Source organism: Tahibacter sp., assembly GCF_032229445.1.
Taxonomy (GTDB): Bacteria; Pseudomonadota; Gammaproteobacteria; order Xanthomonadales; family Rhodanobacteraceae; genus Tahibacter.
Genome location: NZ_JAVTWC010000010.1, coordinates 1 through 19,898, shown reverse-complemented (window position 1 = coordinate 19,898; position 19,898 = coordinate 1). Strand labels below are relative to the sequence as shown.

15 protein-coding genes are annotated in these 19,898 nt (G+C 62.7%); 6 read left to right on the top strand and 9 right to left on the bottom strand.

Annotated elements, in window-relative coordinates; translation table 11 throughout:
- On the bottom strand, positions 1 to 190 hold a 190-nt coding region (locus RUU78_RS02790; RefSeq protein WP_313913441.1), incomplete at its 3' end, for a hypothetical protein.
- A gap of 576 nt (positions 191 to 766) precedes the next feature.
- On the opposite strand from RUU78_RS02790, the gene RUU78_RS02785 reads away from it, so the two are divergent.
- The 4 genes from RUU78_RS02785 to RUU78_RS02770 all read left to right on the top strand — a co-directional run bounded on the left by RUU78_RS02785 (position 767) and on the right by RUU78_RS02770 (position 5,142).
- Positions 767 to 1,186, top strand: coding sequence for a hypothetical protein (locus RUU78_RS02785; RefSeq protein WP_313913439.1), 420 nt, complete (start codon positions 767 to 769; stop codon positions 1,184 to 1,186).
- 126 nt (positions 1,187 to 1,312) lie between these two features.
- Positions 1,313 to 1,771: a hypothetical protein gene (locus RUU78_RS02780; protein WP_313913437.1), complete on the top strand. Its 459-nt coding sequence runs from the start codon at positions 1,313 to 1,315 to the stop codon at positions 1,769 to 1,771.
- A 1,098-nt stretch (positions 1,772 to 2,869) separates the two neighbouring features.
- Positions 2,870 to 4,009 (top strand): YaaC family protein, encoded by a 1,140-nt coding sequence (locus RUU78_RS02775; RefSeq protein ID WP_313913435.1) that lies wholly within the window; start codon positions 2,870 to 2,872, stop codon positions 4,007 to 4,009.
- 176 nt (positions 4,010 to 4,185) lie between these two features.
- Positions 4,186 to 5,142 carry a hypothetical protein gene (locus RUU78_RS02770; RefSeq protein ID WP_313913433.1) on the top strand — a complete coding sequence of 319 codons (957 nt, stop codon included), beginning with the start codon at positions 4,186 to 4,188 and terminating at the stop codon, positions 5,140 to 5,142.
- A gap of 467 nt (positions 5,143 to 5,609) precedes the next feature.
- Here RUU78_RS02770 and RUU78_RS02765 read toward each other — a convergent pair whose 3' ends face one another.
- The 8 genes from RUU78_RS02765 to RUU78_RS02730 form a co-directional block, all read right to left on the bottom strand.
- A complete protein-coding gene (locus RUU78_RS02765) occupies positions 5,610 to 8,705 on the bottom strand; it encodes an efflux RND transporter permease subunit (RefSeq protein WP_313913431.1) in 3,096 nt (1,031 codons plus the stop codon).
- Positions 8,702 to 9,991 carry a hypothetical protein gene (locus RUU78_RS02760; RefSeq protein WP_313913429.1) on the bottom strand — a complete coding sequence of 430 codons (1,290 nt, stop codon included), beginning with the start codon at positions 9,989 to 9,991 and terminating at the stop codon, positions 8,702 to 8,704. The genes RUU78_RS02765 and RUU78_RS02760 overlap by 4 nt, the downstream gene beginning before the upstream one ends.
- Positions 9,992 to 10,283: 292 nt before the next feature.
- Positions 10,284 to 10,466, bottom strand: coding sequence for a hypothetical protein (locus tag RUU78_RS02755; protein WP_313913427.1), 183 nt, complete (start codon positions 10,464 to 10,466; stop codon positions 10,284 to 10,286).
- A 35-nt stretch (positions 10,467 to 10,501) separates the two neighbouring features.
- Entirely contained in the window at positions 10,502 to 10,681 is a 180-nt protein-coding gene (locus RUU78_RS02750; RefSeq protein WP_313913425.1) for a hypothetical protein, read from the bottom strand.
- A gap of 150 nt (positions 10,682 to 10,831) precedes the next feature.
- Positions 10,832 to 11,461 (bottom strand): thioredoxin domain-containing protein, encoded by a 630-nt coding sequence (locus tag RUU78_RS02745; RefSeq protein ID WP_313913423.1) that lies wholly within the window; start codon positions 11,459 to 11,461, stop codon positions 10,832 to 10,834.
- Positions 11,454 to 13,544, bottom strand: coding sequence for a peptidase domain-containing ABC transporter (locus tag RUU78_RS02740; RefSeq protein ID WP_313913422.1), 2,091 nt, complete (start codon positions 13,542 to 13,544; stop codon positions 11,454 to 11,456). The genes RUU78_RS02745 and RUU78_RS02740 overlap by 8 nt, the downstream gene beginning before the upstream one ends.
- 9 nt (positions 13,545 to 13,553) lie before the next feature.
- Positions 13,554 to 16,409: a type 2 lanthipeptide synthetase LanM family protein gene (locus RUU78_RS02735; RefSeq protein WP_313913420.1), complete on the bottom strand. Its 2,856-nt coding sequence runs from the start codon at positions 16,407 to 16,409 to the stop codon at positions 13,554 to 13,556.
- A gap of 359 nt (positions 16,410 to 16,768) precedes the next feature.
- On the bottom strand, positions 16,769 to 17,821 hold the full coding sequence (locus tag RUU78_RS02730) for an IS630 family transposase (RefSeq protein ID WP_313913417.1): 1,053 nt from the start codon (positions 17,819 to 17,821) through the stop codon (positions 16,769 to 16,771).
- Positions 17,822 to 18,934: 1,113 nt separating this feature from the next.
- On the opposite strand from RUU78_RS02730, the gene RUU78_RS02725 reads away from it, so the two are divergent.
- Both RUU78_RS02725 and RUU78_RS02720 read left to right on the top strand, forming a co-directional pair.
- Entirely contained in the window at positions 18,935 to 19,219 is a 285-nt protein-coding gene (locus RUU78_RS02725) for a hypothetical protein (protein ID WP_313913415.1), read from the top strand.
- 289 nt (positions 19,220 to 19,508) lie between these two features.
- Positions 19,509 to 19,814, top strand: a complete 306-nt coding sequence (locus tag RUU78_RS02720; protein ID WP_313913413.1) for a cyclic-phosphate processing receiver domain-containing protein — start codon at positions 19,509 to 19,511, stop codon at positions 19,812 to 19,814.
- Positions 19,815 to 19,898 lie beyond the last annotated feature (84 nt).

Below are 19,898 nucleotides of genomic sequence, written 5' to 3'. Positions count from 1 at the left end.
GCGCATCCGCGTCATCCAGCTGCGCCATGGCCAGCGTGCCGCAGAGTTCCTGGATCGCGGTGATGCGATCCATGATTTCTTCCTGCAACGCCTCGCGCTGCGCCGGCGTATCGAGCACATACGCAAACAGCACGGGCTGGCACGCGGGCAATTCGCGGGGCAGCGGATAGAACGAACTGTGACGGGTCATGGCGCGCGCCTCCCTAAGCAGGCAACAACGCCGCCAATGCGGACAAGGCAACAACGAAGCGGCTCAGTGCCGCCAACTGCAGACCGATTTTCCATGGACAGCTCCCTTTGCGTGGAGTCGCCACCCGGAACGGCGAAAAGGGTGGCGAACGGTGTGCGGGTAGCAGACCGGCGTAGGACCGGCGAGCCTTGCGGCTCCCCGCACACCGCCGCCATAAATCGGCAGACGACGCGGCACGAAAGTCGGGCATAAAAAAACGCCGGCTTTCGGTGCGGCGCTGTGTGCGCCTACGATTCGGGCTGCTATACCCGGTTGCCGAATTGGCGGCAACGGACGGATTGTTTACCTGGTAGCGGGCGGCGTCAAGGGCACGAATTCGTCCCCAGTCCGAACCGCGCATATTTGCTCAACGATGAGAGGTTGCTATGGTTCAACCAATACATTGGGCACCTGATTGGCCCGTGTCAATGAAGGAAAATCTCAGGGAACGCTGTGCGTAGACTAGTCATGCGGTCCAACTATTCGTCGAGCCCGACGCCGTAAACGGTGCGGCTTGACTCTGACATCAGGCATCACATGAACCATTTCGCCATCTTCGCGCACGGAAAGTCGCTCGACGTTGATGCACTTGCAGAGCAATCGACGCTACGCGCTGACAAGGTCTGGCGGCGCGGCGAGTTGAGAGGTGCTGGGCGCTACCAGACCAGCGGATTCCTGATTGGTCTCGGCAACGGTGCCGAGCTCACCTACGGGGCGCAGGTGCAAACCGCTTTTGAGTTCCTTCGAGATAACCAACATCAGCTTTTGGCCCTCGGTCAGTTTGAGGGTGTCGACACCTTCATTCTTGGCGTCCAGTTCAATATTCAACTGGAAGAAAATACAGTTGGCTTCACCGTCGATTTTCCTGCCCGTCTCATGGAGCAAGCGCTCAAGGTTGGTGTAAATCTCGTCGCATACGTAAGCCTTATCCGCGAGGTTTGCGAAGGTGATGCCTAACTATGTGGTCAAGCCGACAGCCGGGAGAGACTTTCGTGTTTCCTTATGTATCATCGTGCCGCTGCCACTTTCCACGGCGCTAGGTGGATGGTCATGCGCTCTCTAACCGCTCCCCAAGTTGTGTCAGTGGCCGAGATTCTCGGGAAAGGCGACCTCGACGCGGTTGCAAAGGCCGTGGCCGTTGAGCAGCTGCTGCAGTCTAAAGAGCTTGCGACGCGAGCAATTGACTGCATTCCGGAGGCGTTCGGCGCCGTTCTCGTGGGGCACATGGGCAACATCGGCCTCCCGGCACGCTTCAAGGCCAAGAGCCATCGCGGAGCCTGGTGCGAGTTTTCCTTGAACGACGAGCCAATCTTTGGCGAAGCATTGGCTGTTGCTACTTCTCTCTACCACAACGGCCCCAAAGAACTGTTCGCATCCGTCGCACTCCAGAGCGCGATGGTCAACACTGTCAATCGAGCACTGCAGGCTGGCCAGTCAATTGAGGGAGCGAGCTTTTCTAGCATTTGCTTTCTTGGGGTTTCGGCAGAGATGTACACTCCACCGCGTGGGCTACTACATCGGCTGTTTGGCGCATCCACCTAACTCGTTCAAGCGAACCACGGGAGAGACTTCGATGTCTTCTGATGGGTTGTCGGCCCGCGGCCGCTTGACGCAGGCGTTAGTGCTCATGTGGAAGCCGGTCGTCATCGTGTTGGCCTATGCGTGGGCCTTGCTGGCAGGCGCCGTACTCGTCTACTACGGGTCCTACGTGTTCCGCACTCCGATAAATCCGCTGGGCGCTGAGGCTCGACTCGGAGCGTGGCTCGGCTTCATTTACGGCATGCCGGCGTCAGTGGTTCTTGGTGCGGGCGCATGGCGCGTACGCAGTCAACGAAGCGCTTTGGCTGTTCTGTTGGTGTTGCCCCCAGTGTTCGCCGTTGCGTACTTCGCCTGCCTCTGTGCAGTCGTTTGGCATGCGGGCTCTGCATGAGCACTAACTATGTGTTCGAGCCGACCGCCGCGGAAGTTGCTCGTATCATCCACTCACCGTCGCGCCGCGGCGGCTTAACAGAGCGTTAGGTGTCGAGATGTCAGACGTCACGTTCGGCCGCGGCCGCTTGAACCGGCGTTAGGGCGCACTCATTGGCATCTCTAGTCCTAGTCGAGAGTCCTAGTCGAGGCAGACTTTGAGTAGACGTCTTGGCACGAAGATCCCATACACGCATCCGATTTCATTGAGGGAAAGAACGCCGCGGGCGACCTGCAACTCGAGGTTGACCACATCGTCGAATGACTCAAGGGCGAGGGAAGCCGGTTTCAGCTTCGGTTCGTTCCGGCCACACCGACGTTTCACGGAGTTATGCTTCCCCAATTCGCCATAGACTACGGCGCAACTTCAGCAAATTCTTGGCCGATCATCAATCACAGCATCGAACGCTGCACTGAGCGGAAGGCCCATTACATAGCGACAATCTGGCGTGCGCATGCATTTTCCTGTCTGGCGAGTTTGGATTCGCGTCCAGCGGTTTCACCCAGAGAGCGCGAGGTGAACCATTGTTGAGCACAAAGCACTCTCTTATGCCCGTCCGAGCGCGGCCGTGCTCCATAACAAATCGGTGGAGCGGACGTGCGATAGATAAAGTGCCTATCTCATACAGCGGCGAGCGCGCCGCCCAAATCATCCAATATACGGCCTAGTAGATGCCCAACATCCCAGCTCAGCGCGTCGGATCGATACTCACCGTCAAAGGTAGGCCGATACCGTTCTCCTTCCACCCGATGGTTAAGACTAGCCGGCGCTACGGGTTGCAGTCGCGAATCTTTTCCACTAATCCCTGGGCGATCATTCGTCAAAGCATTGAGGACGCGCTAACCGGCGGTCCACGAGACCAGGCGGTCGCATTTCTCGCGCAGGCTGAAGACTTCTATCGCGCCTCCCTGGCGTCAACTTTGGTGACAGCAAAGCCGATTCTCATTTACTACTGCTTCTTAAATCTCGCGAAGGCGTTTGTTTTGAAAAGGACGCTCCGTGTCGAATACGCACGTGCTCAGCACGGCTTGCAGGACGCTGTACATCCGGGCGGCGTCGAGTTCGTAGACTCATTCGTGAAGGCCTTTCGCTCCAAGCCCAGCGAAGCGAATGTGTTTGACGACCTTCAGGAGGCTCTCTTCCAGAAGAAGTTTCCCAGTGGGGGCAAGGTTTTCGACCTTCAGCGACTCCTGCCCCAGCTGGTCCAAGGACATCGGGTGTGGTGTGAGGCTGCGAAGACTGACGAGCGCTTCGTCGAGATCACTCGCATCGACCACCTTCACCACGAACCCTCGAAGTCGGTATGGCTGGTCGTGAACATCTTTGAGGATGACCTCACGCGTTTCGGGATCACTCGGAAGAGGCTACTAGCTGAGTCGGGGCTCGGAAGCGGATTCAAACTTGTCGCGTCGAATGAGGTAATGAGCAATCGGCGGCTGTTGAAGTTCGAGCAAAACACTCCGTTGAAGTACACGGGCCGACCGTCCGACAAAATCCCTGACCTTGTTCGGATAGTCCGGCCTTCCATTTGGGCCACAGCAATGACTATTCCGCCGTACAGGAAGAACTATGTGTACCTGTGTCCTCCAGCCGACCAAGCAAATCTGACAGACCAACTTCTCTCCATCTACGCATGTTTCTACTACTTCGGCTCCATTACACGCTATCGCCCTCACCTGTTTGAGCCGACTCTGAAGGGCCGCTTCGGCGGACATATTCAAGAGGTCATATCTAACATCCCGCAGCAGTTCATCTACTTGCTCGCAAGCGAGTTCGCTGGGAGAGAGGTCGCTCATGCACCCTTGGTTTAGTGTTGAGAATGCCACGCTTGCGAACGGTAGTGCCTGCGAGCGCCTGCCGTATAGCAGGTCTTTCGGCGCGGACACGCAGCGGCACTGCGTCACCGGACGTGCGCGAGAGCATGTACCGGGCCGCGTAGTGCCGCTGCGTGCTGGTCAACTCCGACGTTAGGCCCCTGGAGCAAGCGATGCGCACTCCAAGCAATCGATTTACAATTGATTTGCAGCGTCTCGCATTTGAGCACTTCGATTCGTGCACAAGCTGCGGCCATGCTTTCGTCGAAGCGGAGCATTCGTGCTCGGGCTATCTGGGCAATGGAGAGCCGGCATACGTTTGCGATAAGTGCTCTGAGCAGCTTTCTGAATTGGCCGCTCGAACTTATTTCATGCCAAGGCCCTATAAAGTGCCAGCTCCTGAAGCTAAGCTCTGGCGCTACATGGACTTTACCAAGTACGTGAGTCTGCTTACTTCACGGGCACTGTATTTCAGCCGGTCCGATCAATTTGAAGATGCATATGAGGGTGCAAAGGGGCTGAAGCGCAGGAAGGGCGTGTGGGATGATCATTATTTGAATTTTTTCCGACAAGCGATTCGCAATCCCCCTGATGGATATGAATGCGACAAGACCGATGACCAAGTTGAAGAAGAAGCAAATCGGCTTCTTCGAGACTTAGAGACCGGCGGGAACGCCTCGCGAGCGCATACATTCATAAGTTGCTGGCACGAAAGTTTGTACGAGTCAGCTGCAATGTGGCGCTTGTATTCGAGCTTCCTCCCAAACGCCGTAGCAATTAAGACTTCCTACAGTGCGTTGTATACTTCGCTGGGTAGAGACCCGCAGATCAGAATCGGTAGAGTTCGCTACATCGACTTTAAAAGCCAATATGCGGGGATAAACGATGCCTACTGGCGTAAGCGAAAATCCTTTGAGCATGAACGCGAGGTGCGTGCTGTGATCACGGACTTTTCGCGCCGAGGCGTGGGGAGCCTCATCCCCTGCGATGTCGAACTGCTTATCGAATCAGTCTATCTTTCGCCGCAAGCTCCGGGTTGGTTCATGAAGCTAGTGAACGACGTAAATCGTAAGTTTGGCATCGAGGTTGAAGCTGGTCCGTCTGAATTCAATGAGGAGCCGTTCTTTTGAGGGAGTGGCGTAACAGTTCGTGAGAGACTTCCGGCCAATCGCGCGCGCATGTGCTTTTGCCGTCAGCTTTGAGGCCGGCGCTGATGATCGTGCTGTCCTCTGTATTGCGTCGTGCGTGTCAGTGCTTTGCTGTATGCAACGCTGTCAGACTGCATTTTCGTAGACGGTCTTTGCACCGATGTAGCGAGTGCGGACCAAGGTATAAACCGCACCCGGCGACCTAATTCGTTCATCAGACTGTCCGGTGTGTTGGGGATCAGCCAAAACACGGTTTGGACGTCCATCGGGTTAGTCAGGTTCTCGCCGGGTCGGTCTGACCCGTTGCTACCGCTTCGCACGGACGATGAATCGAAACTGATTTCGCCGCGACAGCTTATCTCGCCCAGTCGGGCGTGACTTCCGCTTGAGCACCGGAAAACAGCCAAGCCGACAAGCGCCGTGCAAGCGGCCCTTGCCTTTGATACCTGTCAGCTCTGCGGCAAAGCCTCGGCCCCAGGTGCACCGGCTGGTGCGAACGCGGGTCGCTGCTGGCGCGTCGCCCACCAGTCTTCGAGCAGATACAGCAGCGCGGGCAGCACCACCAGCAGCAACGCGGAACCCGTCAGCAGGCCGCCGCCGAATCCCACCAGCAGCGGCTTGAATATCTGCGCGTTGGGCGAGGGGTCGAGCAGCAGCGGCACGATGCCCAGTACTGTGGTCAGCGTGGTCAGGCATATGGCGCGGAAACGGTCCGAGGCCGCCTTGACCACCGCCTCGCGCACCGGCATCTCGGCTCTTAGTTTTCTATAATGCGACATATATACAATGGCGTCGTTGACCACTACGCCGGACATGCCCAGCACACCGAACATGCTGAAGACGCTGAACGGGATGCCGCAGAGCAGGTGCGCGAACACCGCGCCGGCGACGCCGAGCGGAATCATCGCGGTGATCAGCAGCGGCCACCAGAATGATTGCAGCGACCAGACCATCACGAGGTAGATGGCCGCGCAGCCGATGAAGAACGAGCCGAGCAGGCTGGCGACAACCTGGTCGCGGTCGCGGTCGAACAGCGAGTAGGAACGCTGCAGTTTGTGGCGCTGCTGCACGCCGGAAAGAATGTCACGTTCCAGGCGGCGTTTGATCTCGGCGCGGTTGCCCATGCTGCTGGGCTGCAGATAGGCGGTCACTTCGACCACGGGCTGGCCATCCACGCGCAGCAGGTTGGACATGCTGGCCTGGCGGCGCAGATCGGCGACACCCCACAACGGCACGCTGGTGCCTCGCGCGGTCTGCACGGGGAAGCGCGCGACGCGGTCGAAGCGGCGTTCTTCCAGCGGCAGCTTGACGCGCACTTCGGCCTCGCTGCCGGCGTATTCGATCTGCCCGACACGGATGCCTTCGAAACCCGCATGCAACTGCGCGGCGATGGTGGCCTCGTCCAGGCCCAGGGTGCGGCCCAGCGGCTTCATCCCGAATTCCACCTGCTGCGCGCCCTGGCTGAAACTGTCCTCCACCTGCAGCACATCCGCTTCGGCCATGAGGCGCGCGCCGAATTCCTCGGTCGCGGCCTTGAGCTGTTCCAGGCTCAGCTGGCCAGACAGGCGCCAGCTGATCGAGGTGGAGGGTTTCTCGGCATCGGTTTCCATGCCGTAGCGGATCACCCAGGTATTGGGCTTGAGGTGGTGGCCCCACCGGGCCAGGAAGTCGCTGCTGGTGAGCGGCCGCTCGGTGCTCGGCGACAGCGAGACCACGGTTTCCAGCCAGGGCCGACCCGAGGTCTGGTGCTCCACCACCGACCAGGACTTCACCATCGGCTTGATATCGCCGATCTCCGCGATGGTGCTGCGCAGGCTGTCTTCCAGGTGGTCAACGATGAGCAGGCGCTCGCTGTCCGGCGTGGTGGGTTCCAGGAATGCGATGACGCGAAGGTTGTCGGTATCCATCTGGCCTTCGTCGTTGTTGTACAACAACACCACGCCCGGTATGGATAGAAGCACGCAGGCCATGGCCAGCAACACGGTGCGGCCTCGATGGGCCACGGCACGTTCGACCAGCGGCAGCACATAGCGGATGCGCGCCGCCTCCAGCCATTGATTGCCGATACGCCGTCCGGGCCTGGCGAGCGCGCGTGCCTCGCCGTGGCGCAGATGGGCGGGAAGAATCAAAAAACATTCCAACAGCGAAAGCAGCATCGCGCTGATCACGACGATGGCGATGGGCGCGATCATGGCGCCGAAATAGCCGGGCAGGAACAGCATTGGCACAAAGGCGACGACCGTTGTCAGTGACGAAGCCACCACCGGCACCGACATTCGACGGGCTGCAACCAGGCTCGGGATGCCGCGGGAGCCGGGCTTGCGCATCTCCGTATCGTGGTCTTCGCTGATGACGATGGCGTCGTCGACGATCATGCCCAGCACCATGATGAAGGCCGCCACGGTGAACATGTTGATCGACTGATGGGTGATCAGCATGACCATGAAGGTGCCGAACAGGATTACCGGTATGCCGGCCGTGGTCCAGAACGCCGTATGCGTGCCCATCGCCAGCCACATCACGCCGAAGACGATGAACAGCGCCATGATGGCGTTGCTGATCAGCATGCCGCGGTTGGCCACTACGGTTTCCGAGGCGTCGTCCAGCACGCTGACGGTGGAATCCGGTCGCGCAGCGCGATAGCCGGCGAGCCATTCGCGGTTGATCGCGGAGATTTCCAGCGTGTCGGTGTCGAGCGAACGGAACAGCGTGATAATGATGCCGTCGCGACCGTTCACGCGTGCGATCTGCTGGGCGCCCTCGCCCCACCCCACCTGGGCGATCTCGCCGAGCCGGAACGTGGCGCCCGTGGCATTTCCGAGCTGCAGGTTGGCCAGTGCGTTTTCGTCGAGCCGATTGCCGCGGCTGCTGATGACGAGATCGTCGCCATTGCGGCGCAGGTTGCCGGCGATGTTCACGGTGAGCCGGGCGCGCAGTTGGTCGGCTATCTGCGCCAGCGACATGCCCAATGCCTGCAGGCGGTCGCCGCTGACGGTGATCTCCAGCTGCGGCTCGCTCCAGCCATCGATGTCGACGCGCGGCACGCCGCGGTCGAACAGGGTTTTGCGGATTTCCAGTGCTTCCTGATAGAGCTCGGCCTTGGAGCTGCCGGTCAGGCCGAGGCGCAGCGCGCGCTCGTCGAAAACGGCGGTCTGGATGCGCGGCGGCAGAATGCCCACGGGCAGGTTGTGCAGGCTGTCGATGGCGTTGGTGACTGAATACTTGACCTCGGCCGGGTCGGCGTCATGCGCCAGTACGAGGTTGATCGAGGCCATGCCCAGCGCGCTGACCGAGGTCGTGGAACGCACGCCGGGCAGTTGGCGCAAGCGGTTTTCCACCGGTTCGATGAGCTGCCGCGTGATGGCCTCGGCGCCGGCGCCCGGCCACTCGATGACCACTTCCAGCGCGGGAAAATGTACATCCGGGGTCAGCGTGTTCTTGAGCCGCGGCGCCAGCATCGCACCCAGCCCGATGATCAGCAGCATGAGCAGATTCGCCGCCACCTTGTGGTGCGCGAAATACGCGATGATGCCGCGGTTGTTCATTTGTTTACCGACACCTGCTTGCGTTGCGCCTCGGCGGCCTCGGCTGATGTATGCGTGGTGGCCAGCACGGGCAGGCCTTCAGCCGCGGCGGCCAGTCGCGTGGTCAGCAGCTTGTCGCCATCGGCCAGCTCGGGCGCTGAGACGATCCATTCGATACTGCCGTCACGGCCGTAGCGCTGCCCGTCCACCTGCACCTTGACGCCATCCAGTGCGCTGCCGTCCGGATCAAGGCGGAATACGCGCTCGCCTGCGTACAGCGAGGCTTCCGGAATCACGAACGCATTGTCGATGGGCGCCAACTGGATGCGCACCGGCACGAAGCTGCCCAGCGCCAGCGCCGCGGGCAGACGGCCTTCGGCATTGAGCACTGCATGCGGCGTGGAGCGTCCAGCCTCGATCACCGAACCCACTTCAGCCACGCGCAGCGCGATCTGCTGTCCGCCGCTGACCGCATAGGCGGCTATCTGTGCCGCGGCGCCGTGGTCCACCGGCCAGGGTATGGAAATCTGCAGACCGTCCAGCGGCGCCAGCAATACCAGCTTGGCACCGGTGGCGACCCGGCCGCCGGGCTCGACCGCCACTTCCAGTACGACGGCATCAAAGGGCGCGACGAGCTCCGCGTGCTGCAGGTCGCCTTCCAGGCGCGCGATCTGGCCGCGCAACTTCTCCGCGTCATTGTGCAGGCGGCGCCGTTCCAGCGGCAGGCTCTTCTTCTCGCGCTGCAATTCCAGCACCTGCAGGCGCCGCACGTCGACCGAGGAGAGGTGGGTTTCATAGTCCATCACGGTGATGACGCCGCGCGCGCGCAACTGCGTGGCGTTGTCCTTCACCAGTTGCAGGCGCTTGAGCATGTCTTCCTCGATGCCCAGGCGCACTTTCAGATATTCCTCGCGTTCTTGTACTTTGACAATTTCCAGTTCGGTGCTGTCCAGCGCCAGCTTCGCCTCGTGCAGGGCGTCGGCGATGAAACGCTTGCCCAGGCTCAGCAGCGGCGCACCGGCTTTAACTTCCTGGCCGGCGACCACGCGCACGTCGTCCACCCAGGCGTCGAAATACGCGATCAAGGTCTGCTTGCGGCCGGCTTCGATGCGGCCGGACACCTCGATCTCCGGGCGTGCTACACCGCGCTGCACCTGCAACGCCTGCACCGGATAGCGGAACACCGCGCGTGCGGCCGGCGGCGTCGAGCCGCCACCAAACAAGCCGAACAGCACTGCAGCGCCCAGCGCCAGGCCACCGCCCAGCAGCCAGCGCCGCCAGACAGTTTTGCGGATACGGCTCAGCATCGCGGCCTCCTTGCACCGCAGCAGTGCGCGGCGGGTTGACAGAAAGAATACCTTGTACGACAGCGATTTTTTTCATGTAACAACAGGTTGAGCCTGTCATGCCGTGGGTTCGTGACGATACGCACAGGCGCGCGCACCCATGCGGCCCGATAGTCGCATCGTGGCATGCGTCATATCCCGCTCCCGCGCAAGGTTGACGCCGGGACTACCCCGCCGTGAGGCGGCGGGGTAGTCGCCGTTCCGTTGCACACTGGAAAGGCCCGAGTTCTGCTCGCGCTTTTCCGGTGTCTCCTCAGCGCTGAGCCACGGCCGAGGTACAGCTATAGATCCACGACGTACAGATCCCGCAGCCGCATTCGCAGGTGATGCTGCAGTAGTGGCCGCAGCCCAAGCCGCCCATCATCTCGCGCAGGCTTTCGTCAGACAGCTCCTGCATCTGTGGCACGGCGGACAGGGCGCTTTCATGGTTCAACATGGCTTTCTCCACGGTTTGGTTATGCGCGGTAGCGCTTACTGGACGGCGGCGCTCGTGCAGGCGTAGATCCACGACGTGCAGATCGAACAGCCGCATTCGCAGGTGATGCTGCAATAGCGACCGCTACAGGGCAGGCCGCCCATCATCTCGCGCAGGCTTTCGTCAGAAAGTTCCTGCATCTGCGGCACAGCCTGCATCGCGTTGTTGCTGATCATGTGTGTTCTCCCAGTTGTTGGTTGACAACTACCTCGTTGCTCCGCATGAAAGCAGGCCCGCTGCGCCTCCCCGGCCGTGGGACGTTGCGGCAGCCCTACCGCGGAGTGTGTTCGGGTGCCGCGCAAGCGCGCCCCGGATTGCTGCGCCGCTCAGCCGCCATGGCGGCTGCGGTCCAGCGCTTTTTCGATGTGTTCAGCCAGCACTTCGGCCTTGGGGCCTTGCAGCACCGCGCCGTTGACGATCACGGTCGGCGTGCTGACGATGCCGACGGAGCTCAGGTAGCGGTTTTGCTCGCGCAGTTGCTGCTGGGATGCCTCATCCAGCGCGGCGCGCGCATCCGCGGGTATAGGACCGAACTCACGCGCCAGCAGCGCTTCGGCCTCGTCCAGCGACAGTCGCGTGGAATCGGCCTTGTACAGCGCCACGCTGATTTCGCTGAACGGCCGTTTGTGGAAACGTGCATAGCTCAGCGCCTTGACGCTGAGTGCCATGGAATCACTGCGCGTGACCGGATAGGGCACGTAATAGACCGCCGCCTGCCCTGACGGCGTGTACTTGGGCAGGATTTTCGACAGCACGTCGAGATGGTTGCGTCGGCAGCTGGGACAGCGCAGATCCTCGATAACGGCGATGCGCACGGGCGCGGTGTTGCTGCCCTCGGCCGTGAAGCGCGTGTAGTCGAAATCGCCGATTTCGGGCGCACCCGACAGCGCCACGTAAGCGAAGCCCAGCAGGGCGAGCAGCGCGACGGCCAGCGTGGAGATCAGGGACTTAGGCAAGACATGCCTCCGCAGCGGCCTCGCGGGCCGGTAGCATGACGGCTGTAGCGTCGCGCACCTGGATGATGCGGTCGGTAGCCTGGATCCACGCGGTACGGTGCGTGGCGATGATGACCGTGCAACCGATCTGGCGCAGGTTGGCGATGATGCGTCCCTCGTTCTCCGCATCCAGGTGGCTGGTGAATTCGTCCAGCAGCAGCATGCTCGGCGACTTGAGCAGCGCGCGCGCCAGCGCCAGGCGCTGGCGCTGTCCGCCGGACAGGTTGCTGCCGCCGCGCTCTACGGGCGTGCTGAAACCCAGCGGCATGGCCATGATCTCGGCATGGATATTGGCGATGCGCGCGACTTCGCCGACCCGCTCAAGGCTGATGTCCGGGTCGAACATGGTGATGTTCTCCAGCACCGTGCCGCGGAACATGGCCGCGTCCTGAATGATGCTGGTCAGCTGCACGGCGCCGCCGCTCGGGATTTCGTCCTCGCCGTTGAAATAGCGCACCCGGCCACGGTGCGGACTCAAGGTGCGGGTCAGCAGCTTGAGCAAGGTGCTCTTGCCGCTGCCAGACACGCCGGTCAGGATCACGAATCCGCCCGGCGCGATGTCGAGGCTCACGTGGCTGAGCACATCGCGGCCGTCCGGCGCATAGCTGAAGGCGCAGTCTTCGACGACGATGCGTGTGACAGGCAGGCTGCCCTGCTCCACGGTTTCGGCGGCCGTGTCGGCCACGAACTGGGTGATGCCGTTGACGCGGTCGGTGTGGATGACCAGATGCTGGATCATGATGCCCGTGCCCAATAGCCCGGCGAGCGGCGCCATGGAGTACTGGATCAGCAGGTAGGTCAGGATGGCGTCGGCCGGCGCCAGCTGCGCGCGGTTCACCAGCCACAGTGCCGCCAGCAGGATGACCAGCGGCACGCCGCCGCCCAGCACGGCCAGCAGCGCTTCCAGCTTCGCGGTGAGCCGACCGCGCGCGCGCGCCGTGTCCAGATACTGGCGGAAGCGGTCGCGCCACCGCTGGTAGAAGACGTGCTCGTTGTGATTGGCCTTGATGTCCTGGATGCCCAGCAGCGCATCGGAGAACGTGTCATACGACGCGGTATACGAAAGCACTTCGTCGCGGAAGCGCTCACGCAGGCGCGGCCACTGCAGGTAGACCAGCTGCGCGACAATCGCCACCGCGCCCACATAGATGATGCCGAGCTTGTGGTTGGTGTAGAAAATCAGCCCCGCGAGCGTGACGACCATCACCGTATCGACGATGGCAGCGGCGATGCGCGCGCTGATGAATTCGCGGATGGTGCCCACCGACCCCAGGCGCTCGAGCAGGTCACCGAAGGGCATGCGGCTGAAGAACATGAACGGCAGGCGGAACAGGGACTCGATGAAGCGCTCGCTCAGGTGGCCGTCCAGGCGCAGGCGGATTTCCAGCAGCAGCGCCTGCTTGGACCAGTTGAAGACGTAGTAGCTCACTACAAAGCCCAACGCGACACCGATCATGCCCAGCGCGCCGAATGGCAGCGTGCCGTTCTCCATGAAGCTGCTCACCACCTTGGAGATAACCAGTGGCACCGCATAGCTGAGCCCCAGCAGCAGCACCGACAGGAAGAACAGCGCCGCCAGCATGCTTGAGAAGCGGCGGATCTCCGGTAGCCACTGGCGTAGCAGGTGGGGCGGCTGGTGAGACTGGAAGCTCTCGCCCGGAGCCAGGAACATGGCCACGCCGGACCAGTATTTCAGCGCTTCGCCAATGTCCAGCACGCGCCGGCCGTCGCGCGGATCGGCCAGGTGCATCTTGCCGCCAGCGATGCGCGTGACGACCGTGAAATGCTGGCCGCCCCAGTGCGCGATGAAGGGTGTTGCGAGCTGCTCGAGCTGAGCCGCGTCGCCCTGGACGGCGAACACTTTACTGTCCAGGCCGTAGCTTCTGGCGATCAGCTTCAGATCCAGGACCGACATGCCGGCGGTGCTGATCGGATGACGCATTTTCAACTCGTACAGCGACAGATGGCGGCCATGGTGGGCCAGCATCATGGCCAGAACGGCCAGGCCGCAATCGTTCTCGCCGGTCTGGTAGACCACATTCATGCGCGGCTCCTAGCCATGTAGGGACAGCACGCTTGGCAGCTCGCAACGGCGCGCGCGCAGCACTGCGTAGGCCATGCCAGCCAGTCCTGTCATCAGGCCGGGCGCGTCGCAGTCCTGAGTGCCGGCGCGTGCGGGCGCTGCGTCTATCAGCTGTTCCAGTATTCGCTCCACGTCGTTGCTGCCAACGAGTTGCGGCACATGCCGATGCAGCGTCACCAGCACATCGAGACCACCGGCCGTTCCATGGCAGAGACTTTCGTCCGGGAAACCCGGCTTTTCGAGGAAGCGTTGCACCGCCAGCGCGAAGCAGTGCCGCGCATTGGCATCCAGCCGCCCGTAGTGGATGGCGCGCGGAATGAAATAGCCCGGCGCGCCGTTGCACCACGAATTGTTGAACACCTCGGCCGTGGCGCTGCGCACGTCCGGCCAGTTCTGCTCGGCCGCGTCGAAGCGCTGGTCCTCGAAAGCGAGTGCCTCCACGCCGGCTTCGATGAAATCACTCCGTTCCAGCAACTCGCCGGCACTGAGCAGCGCATGGGCGATACCGGCATTGCCGTGGGAAAACCCGCCCAGCTGTGCGCCATGGTCGGAACTCCAGCTCCAGCTGTCCGCATCGCGCGCCGCCAGCAGTTGCTCGCCCAGCCGGGCCAACGCGGCTTCGGCCACCGCGTCCGCACCACCGCCGCGCACCAGCGAACAGAGGTAAAGCATCACGCCGGCGCTGCCGGCAATCACGTCGTTGCCCTTTACGGCGCAGCCCGACAGCAGCTGGCCTGTCTGCGCGCGCACGAAGTCGAGCAACTCGGCATCGCCGTGCAGCAGTGCGTCGTGCAGCAGCGCGTAGAGCGGCCCGCCGGCACCCTGATAGAGGCTCGCCTCCTGCGAATCGCGCACCATGTTTTGCGCATCGACGCGGAGCATGCGGCGCAGGCGCGCGTGAGTGTCGCGTTGCACGTCGCTGCCGCCTCGTGCGGCCAGCGCCGAGAACAGCAACAGCATGCCGGCCTGGCCCGAATACAACGTCGGAAGCTGGGGCCGCGCTTCACCGCCTTCTTCCGGCAGGGCGATCTGCAGCCAGCACACGCTGGCGTCGCTGTCAGCGTAGTGCGCGGCAGCGACGAGATAGCCGGCGCAGGCCTGCACGTATGCATCTGCACCGTCCCGCGCGCTGGTGCGTGGATAGCTGCTGATGCCGAAGGAGCGTGTGATCCAACGGCGCTGCGCGGCCTTGTCGCGCAGCGACAGCGACGCGAGTGTTTCCTCGAACGTGTCCAGCGGGCTGCGACCGTGGAAGGGCATGCCACGTTGCGCGTAGCCATCCAGCGTCGACTCGCCCAGCGTGATGGTGAAGGCCGGGATGTCAAACTGCATGAGCTGGGCGACTTCATCGCTGAGCACGGTGCGGAACGCGGGCTGGAACTCAAGGATGATGCCGAGCTTGCCGAACAGTTGCTGCAGGCGCTGGCCATCACCGGCGTACAGCGGATGCGTGCTTTCCATCATGAACATGCCGTACATGAGCGTGTTGCGCAGCACGCAGCGCACCCGGCAGTCGCCGCGCGCGGCAATCCACTCGCGCAGTTCGTCGCGATGGGCAAGGCCGTAGTCGTAGGCGGCATCGAAGCCCGCAAGGATGTCGGACAGAAAATTCACCGGCCGCGTGCGTTGCCCATCCAGGCGCGGCAGGCTGCTGATGATTTCCATTTTCACCGTGCCGCGCTCGAGGCGGATGGTGTCTGAATTCGGGTCGACCAGCGTATCCACGCTGACCAGCGTGTCACGCTGCTCGGCGTCGGTCAGTGCATTCATGCCGGCAGCGTTCTTGCTCTGGCTGGGCAGGATGCTGCTCTTGAGCACACTGCGGTTGAGCGCGTCCAGCTGCGCCTGCACCGCATCGAAGCTGGCGCGCTCGACGCCCGCGGCCCCAGCGGCGTAGTTGTTGGCGAAGATGGTTTCCAGATCGAACAACACCGGCTCGCCGGAATCGGTGGTCAGGATGTTCTCGAAGTGCAGGTCCGTCGCGTTGACCAGCTGCGCCAGCGCGATGAAGGCGCCCATGGAGTAGTAGAAGCGCGCGCAGGCGTCCGCTCCGTCGGCGACACCGGCCGCAATGAACTCCTGCCAGCCATAGCCCTCGCGCAGCAGACATCGCGGCACACGCAGCACGTGGCGCAGCGTCGGATTGACGCGCGCCACCAGTTCGCCAAACAACTGATCCACGTCGAGCGAACGCGGCTTGTATACGACACGGCCCTGTGCAAAGCGCAGGATCGCCACCTGTTTGGCGCCGAAGTGGGCGTCGCCGCGGCCAAGCTCGGCTTCAACCAGACTGCCCAGCGGACCGAAGCACTGCTCCAACGCGGCGCGATCCTGCACGAGCTGACCCGCCAGCGCGCCGATGAAGCCACAGAGCAAGTCGAAGTGGCGCAGGATGCGGCACATCAGCACGGCGTGGCGGCGGCAGAACTCCAGCGCAGCCATGTCCTCGCTGATCTGTTCGAAGAATGAGGCCAGGCGCTGTGCGCCACTGCTGCCACTCAGACGCTGGCTGTCACGCGCCAGATTGACTTCGTAGACGACGACCTTGGTGAGCCACAGATCCAGGCGCCCGCACACGTGCGCGCCCAGGGCAGCCTGCAGCGCGGCACGCTCGGTCATGGCCAAGCCGGGCATTTCCAACGCCTGGACCTGCGCCATTGCATACCGGTACAGCAAGTGACCGGCGCGTACGCGCGGCGATGGCGATTCGGGCAGTGCCGCCGCGGTTGGGAATACGCGAAAAATGCTGTTGATACGGTCCAGCCATGGATCCTGCGGCGCGCTGCTTGCGCCGCCACTGCTGCGCGGTTCTACCACTGCGGACATCAGCCAATCGCTCCCTTTGATCAAGCTGATGACGTGATTCCCCCAAATCACATCCCGGCTTTGAGCTACGCACCGATGCTCAGCACGCTACGCGCGCTGAGCACCCTGGTCGCCCGGACATGCCGCGCATATCGCAAGGCTTTGCTCATGCATCCATCGACCGCCCACGAGTGGCGTTGCGTGCGTTCTTGTCTCGCAAGGCGCGCAGATCACTTTGTATACATGCCGCATGCAAATCTGTACCAAAGCGCCGGACGAACTGTCAACAAGTGTTTCGTCGCCATAGCAATCCGATCACAGTTGTGAACGCGGATCAGGCGATGCCAGTGTCCCGTAGTGCGCATCCCTGTCTGCACACCTCAAGACAATGTCCCAGATATCGCTTTGTTTAATAGCACCAGCTTCTGCATGATCGACTTCAGGCTTTCAGTCCATTCGAACGGCACCGGGTGTGCGGCGCAGCAAGCGCCGAAGCTCTCGATGCGGCGGCGCAGGATTTCGACGGAATCGAAGACGCCGCTACGCATGGCGCGCTGGTTGATGATGCCGAACCAGCGCTCTACCTCGTTGAGCCAGACATCATGCGTGGGCGTGGCATGCAGCAGGATTCGTGGCCGGCCTTCCAGCCAGGCGCGCAGTCGCGGATGCTGGTGTACCGAGCGTGCGTCGACGATGACATGTACCTGCAACGATGCGTGCACGGTGACATCCACCTGACGCAGGAAGGCCAACAGTTCCCCGTGGCGCTTGCGGGGCTGGTTTTCCGTGGCGCTCGCGGCCCGCCGCGCTGCGGCTGGCGCAGCGAGTGCACAGGCGCCATTGCCCGCGGCCGGTTCGAACCGGTGCAGCGGCGCGGCGTCCGGCGGCGTCGGCGGACCGTCCGCCTGCGCGCATAGCACCAGCGCGTGGTCGGGCGAGTTCAGGTACAGCCCGACGATGTCCCAGACCTTCGCCACAAAGCACGGGTCGGCCGAAGGCATGCACGAACGCGGTGGCCGCGGCGGCATGCCGAAGCGCGCCAGATAGCGCTGCACCGAACTTTTTGTCAGCCCAGTCTCCTGGGCCAGTCCACGCACGGTCCAGTTTGGCGCGGTGCACGGCTCGCGCAGCAGCGCCACGTTGAGGAGTTGCGCAAGCCGCTCGTCATCCAGCGATCGCGGCCGCCCCGACTTGAGCCCATCGTACAGGCCCGCCACCCGTGCATCGCGAAAGCGCCGGCGCCAATTCGACACGGCCGCGGACGTGACCCGCGCGCGGCGCGCAATCTCGTCCAGACTCATGCCGTCCTGGCTCCACAGAATCATCTGCGCGCGACGCACAAGACCGTGCGACAGCCTGCGCGACGCGGCTATCGCTTCGAGTTCACGTCGCTCTCCCGCGGTCACGCCCAAGCTCAACGATGGTCGTGCCATAGCCCTCCTCGCCATGTGATGGACGACCACAGCCGCCGCACAGATCCTCTAGTCTTTTTTGGGACAACAACCGTTTAGATATACCTATAGTCAAAAACATTGTTATCAGATGCCCGCGCGTGCCGCAACATAAAAAAGAGCGGACAAAGCGAAGCATTGCCACCCCGTGGGCCCTTATCCGTCTCTGATTGCGCACGCCTGCGTGCCCTGCGACCCGCACTGCGCCGGAGCTGGCGAAGAAATCCGCCCGAGCCGCACAGTCGGGGCGCCGCAGCGCGGGGCACTATGGAAAAGTGCCAGGGATGCCGCAGTACGGCGGTAGACGCGATCGGCGCGGCCATGACAGGAAACTGTCGCGCGCGGCGCGGCTATGGCGTTGGCCGCCGGAGCGCGTTCGCGCATCACGTGCCGGCACGCGGTGCGCGGGACGGTCCGCCGTATAGCTCAAGCGGTCAGCGACGCCCCCCTTTCCGCAACGTGGTGCGGACCGTTTCGTGCGAGCCCGTCCGGAATGCCGGAGTGGCGCAGCGCCGCCCCGGCAAGGGGCAGGCCTACGGCTCCTGCTCCGAACGGGCTTCCGGCAATCCCGGCGCATCGCGAGCGGACGACCACGGCTTCGAGGATCCCTCGGTGCGAGCGCGAGCCCGGCCACTCCAACCGCCGCCGCGATGGTTTCGCTGATTTCCCGGATGGCCCCGAGGCAGGCCATGATCCCCTCATCCAGCGCCTCGCGCTGTTCGCGCGCCGTCGCTCAACTGCGGCATCAGGCATGCATTGCCGAACGAGCCGTTAGCCATGCGGTAGATAGCATCACACACGGCTAGCACGGAGGTGTCAGCGTCTTTCCGGTGCTGCCACTTTCCCCATTGCCGGCGCGGGGTGTGGCAGTCGCGCTTCATCACTCTATTTGCCCGTCCGGTACGCCGCCAGCTGGCGCGGCCCATTCTTACTTCGCAGGCAGGCACCTGCATTCATTCGGCAGTCCGCAACGGTCGGCGCTGGCGGCCCGCGGCAAGCTCGCTCTAACGATGTGTTCAAGCCAACCGTCGAGGAAGGTGCGTATCATCCGAGCACCGTCGCGCGGCCGCGGCTTGACACGGCTTCAGAACCCACGTGAATCCTCGTTCCAGCATGGTCATTGGCGCGGTGTTCGGCCTGGCAATCGTCGCTGCGCTGATCGGCTACGGCCTCTGGTTTCTCACAACGGACACGTGCCTTGATCGCGGTGGTCGCGCCATCGGCGCCATGTGCGAATTCGGGCAGGGCGGGGTTGCGCTCACTTCCCTCGTTTCTCCCATGCTTTGGGGCATTGCAGGCGTGGTGTTTCTTGTCACGCTCGCCGGCACATGGCACTTGGTGCGCGGAGGGCCGCCGAGTGTTTCGCGCAGCAGGATCTGACCATGTGTTCAAGCCGACCGCTGAGGGCCTGTCGGGTCGATCCAACCTTGTCACCAGCGGCGGCCTGACACGGCGGTAGACCGAACCTTGGAGATCCCCTTCTGCGCGGCTTTCTCGTAAGGGTCAGATGCGAACTTCATCCGTACTATCGAGTTCGCATCGGCCAGCCCTGCGGCTCGCCGCTTGCCCTAGCCACCAGCGGGGCTAGCATGCGGCCTGGCTGATCATTCAAGCCGACGCCTTCGGCGCGGCTCAACTCAGGCGACAGGACTCACAGGAAATAGCGGGCATGCGTGTTTTCCTCGACGATGAGCGCCAGCCCCCCGAAGGGTGGGTCCGCGTCTACTGGCCGGGCGAAGTCATTGCGCTCCTGGAGTCGGGGCATGTCGAAGAACTCAGCCTGGATCACGATCTCGGCGATGACTCGCGTGGCATCGGCTACGACGTCGTGGTGTGGATCGAGGAAGCCGTCGCATTGCGAGGGTTCCGGCCACCAAAAATCTCGGTCCACTCGGCTAACTCGTCGGCGCGGCAGAAGATGGAGTCTGGCATTCAGTCCATCGCCCGGCTCGCGGCCTCGGCGTCTGGGCGGTAGGCTTTGGGCTGCAGGGTGGCAGTCGGTGCACGTCAACTGTTCATTCAAGCCGGCGTCGCTCCGCGACGCGGCTCAACTCAAGGC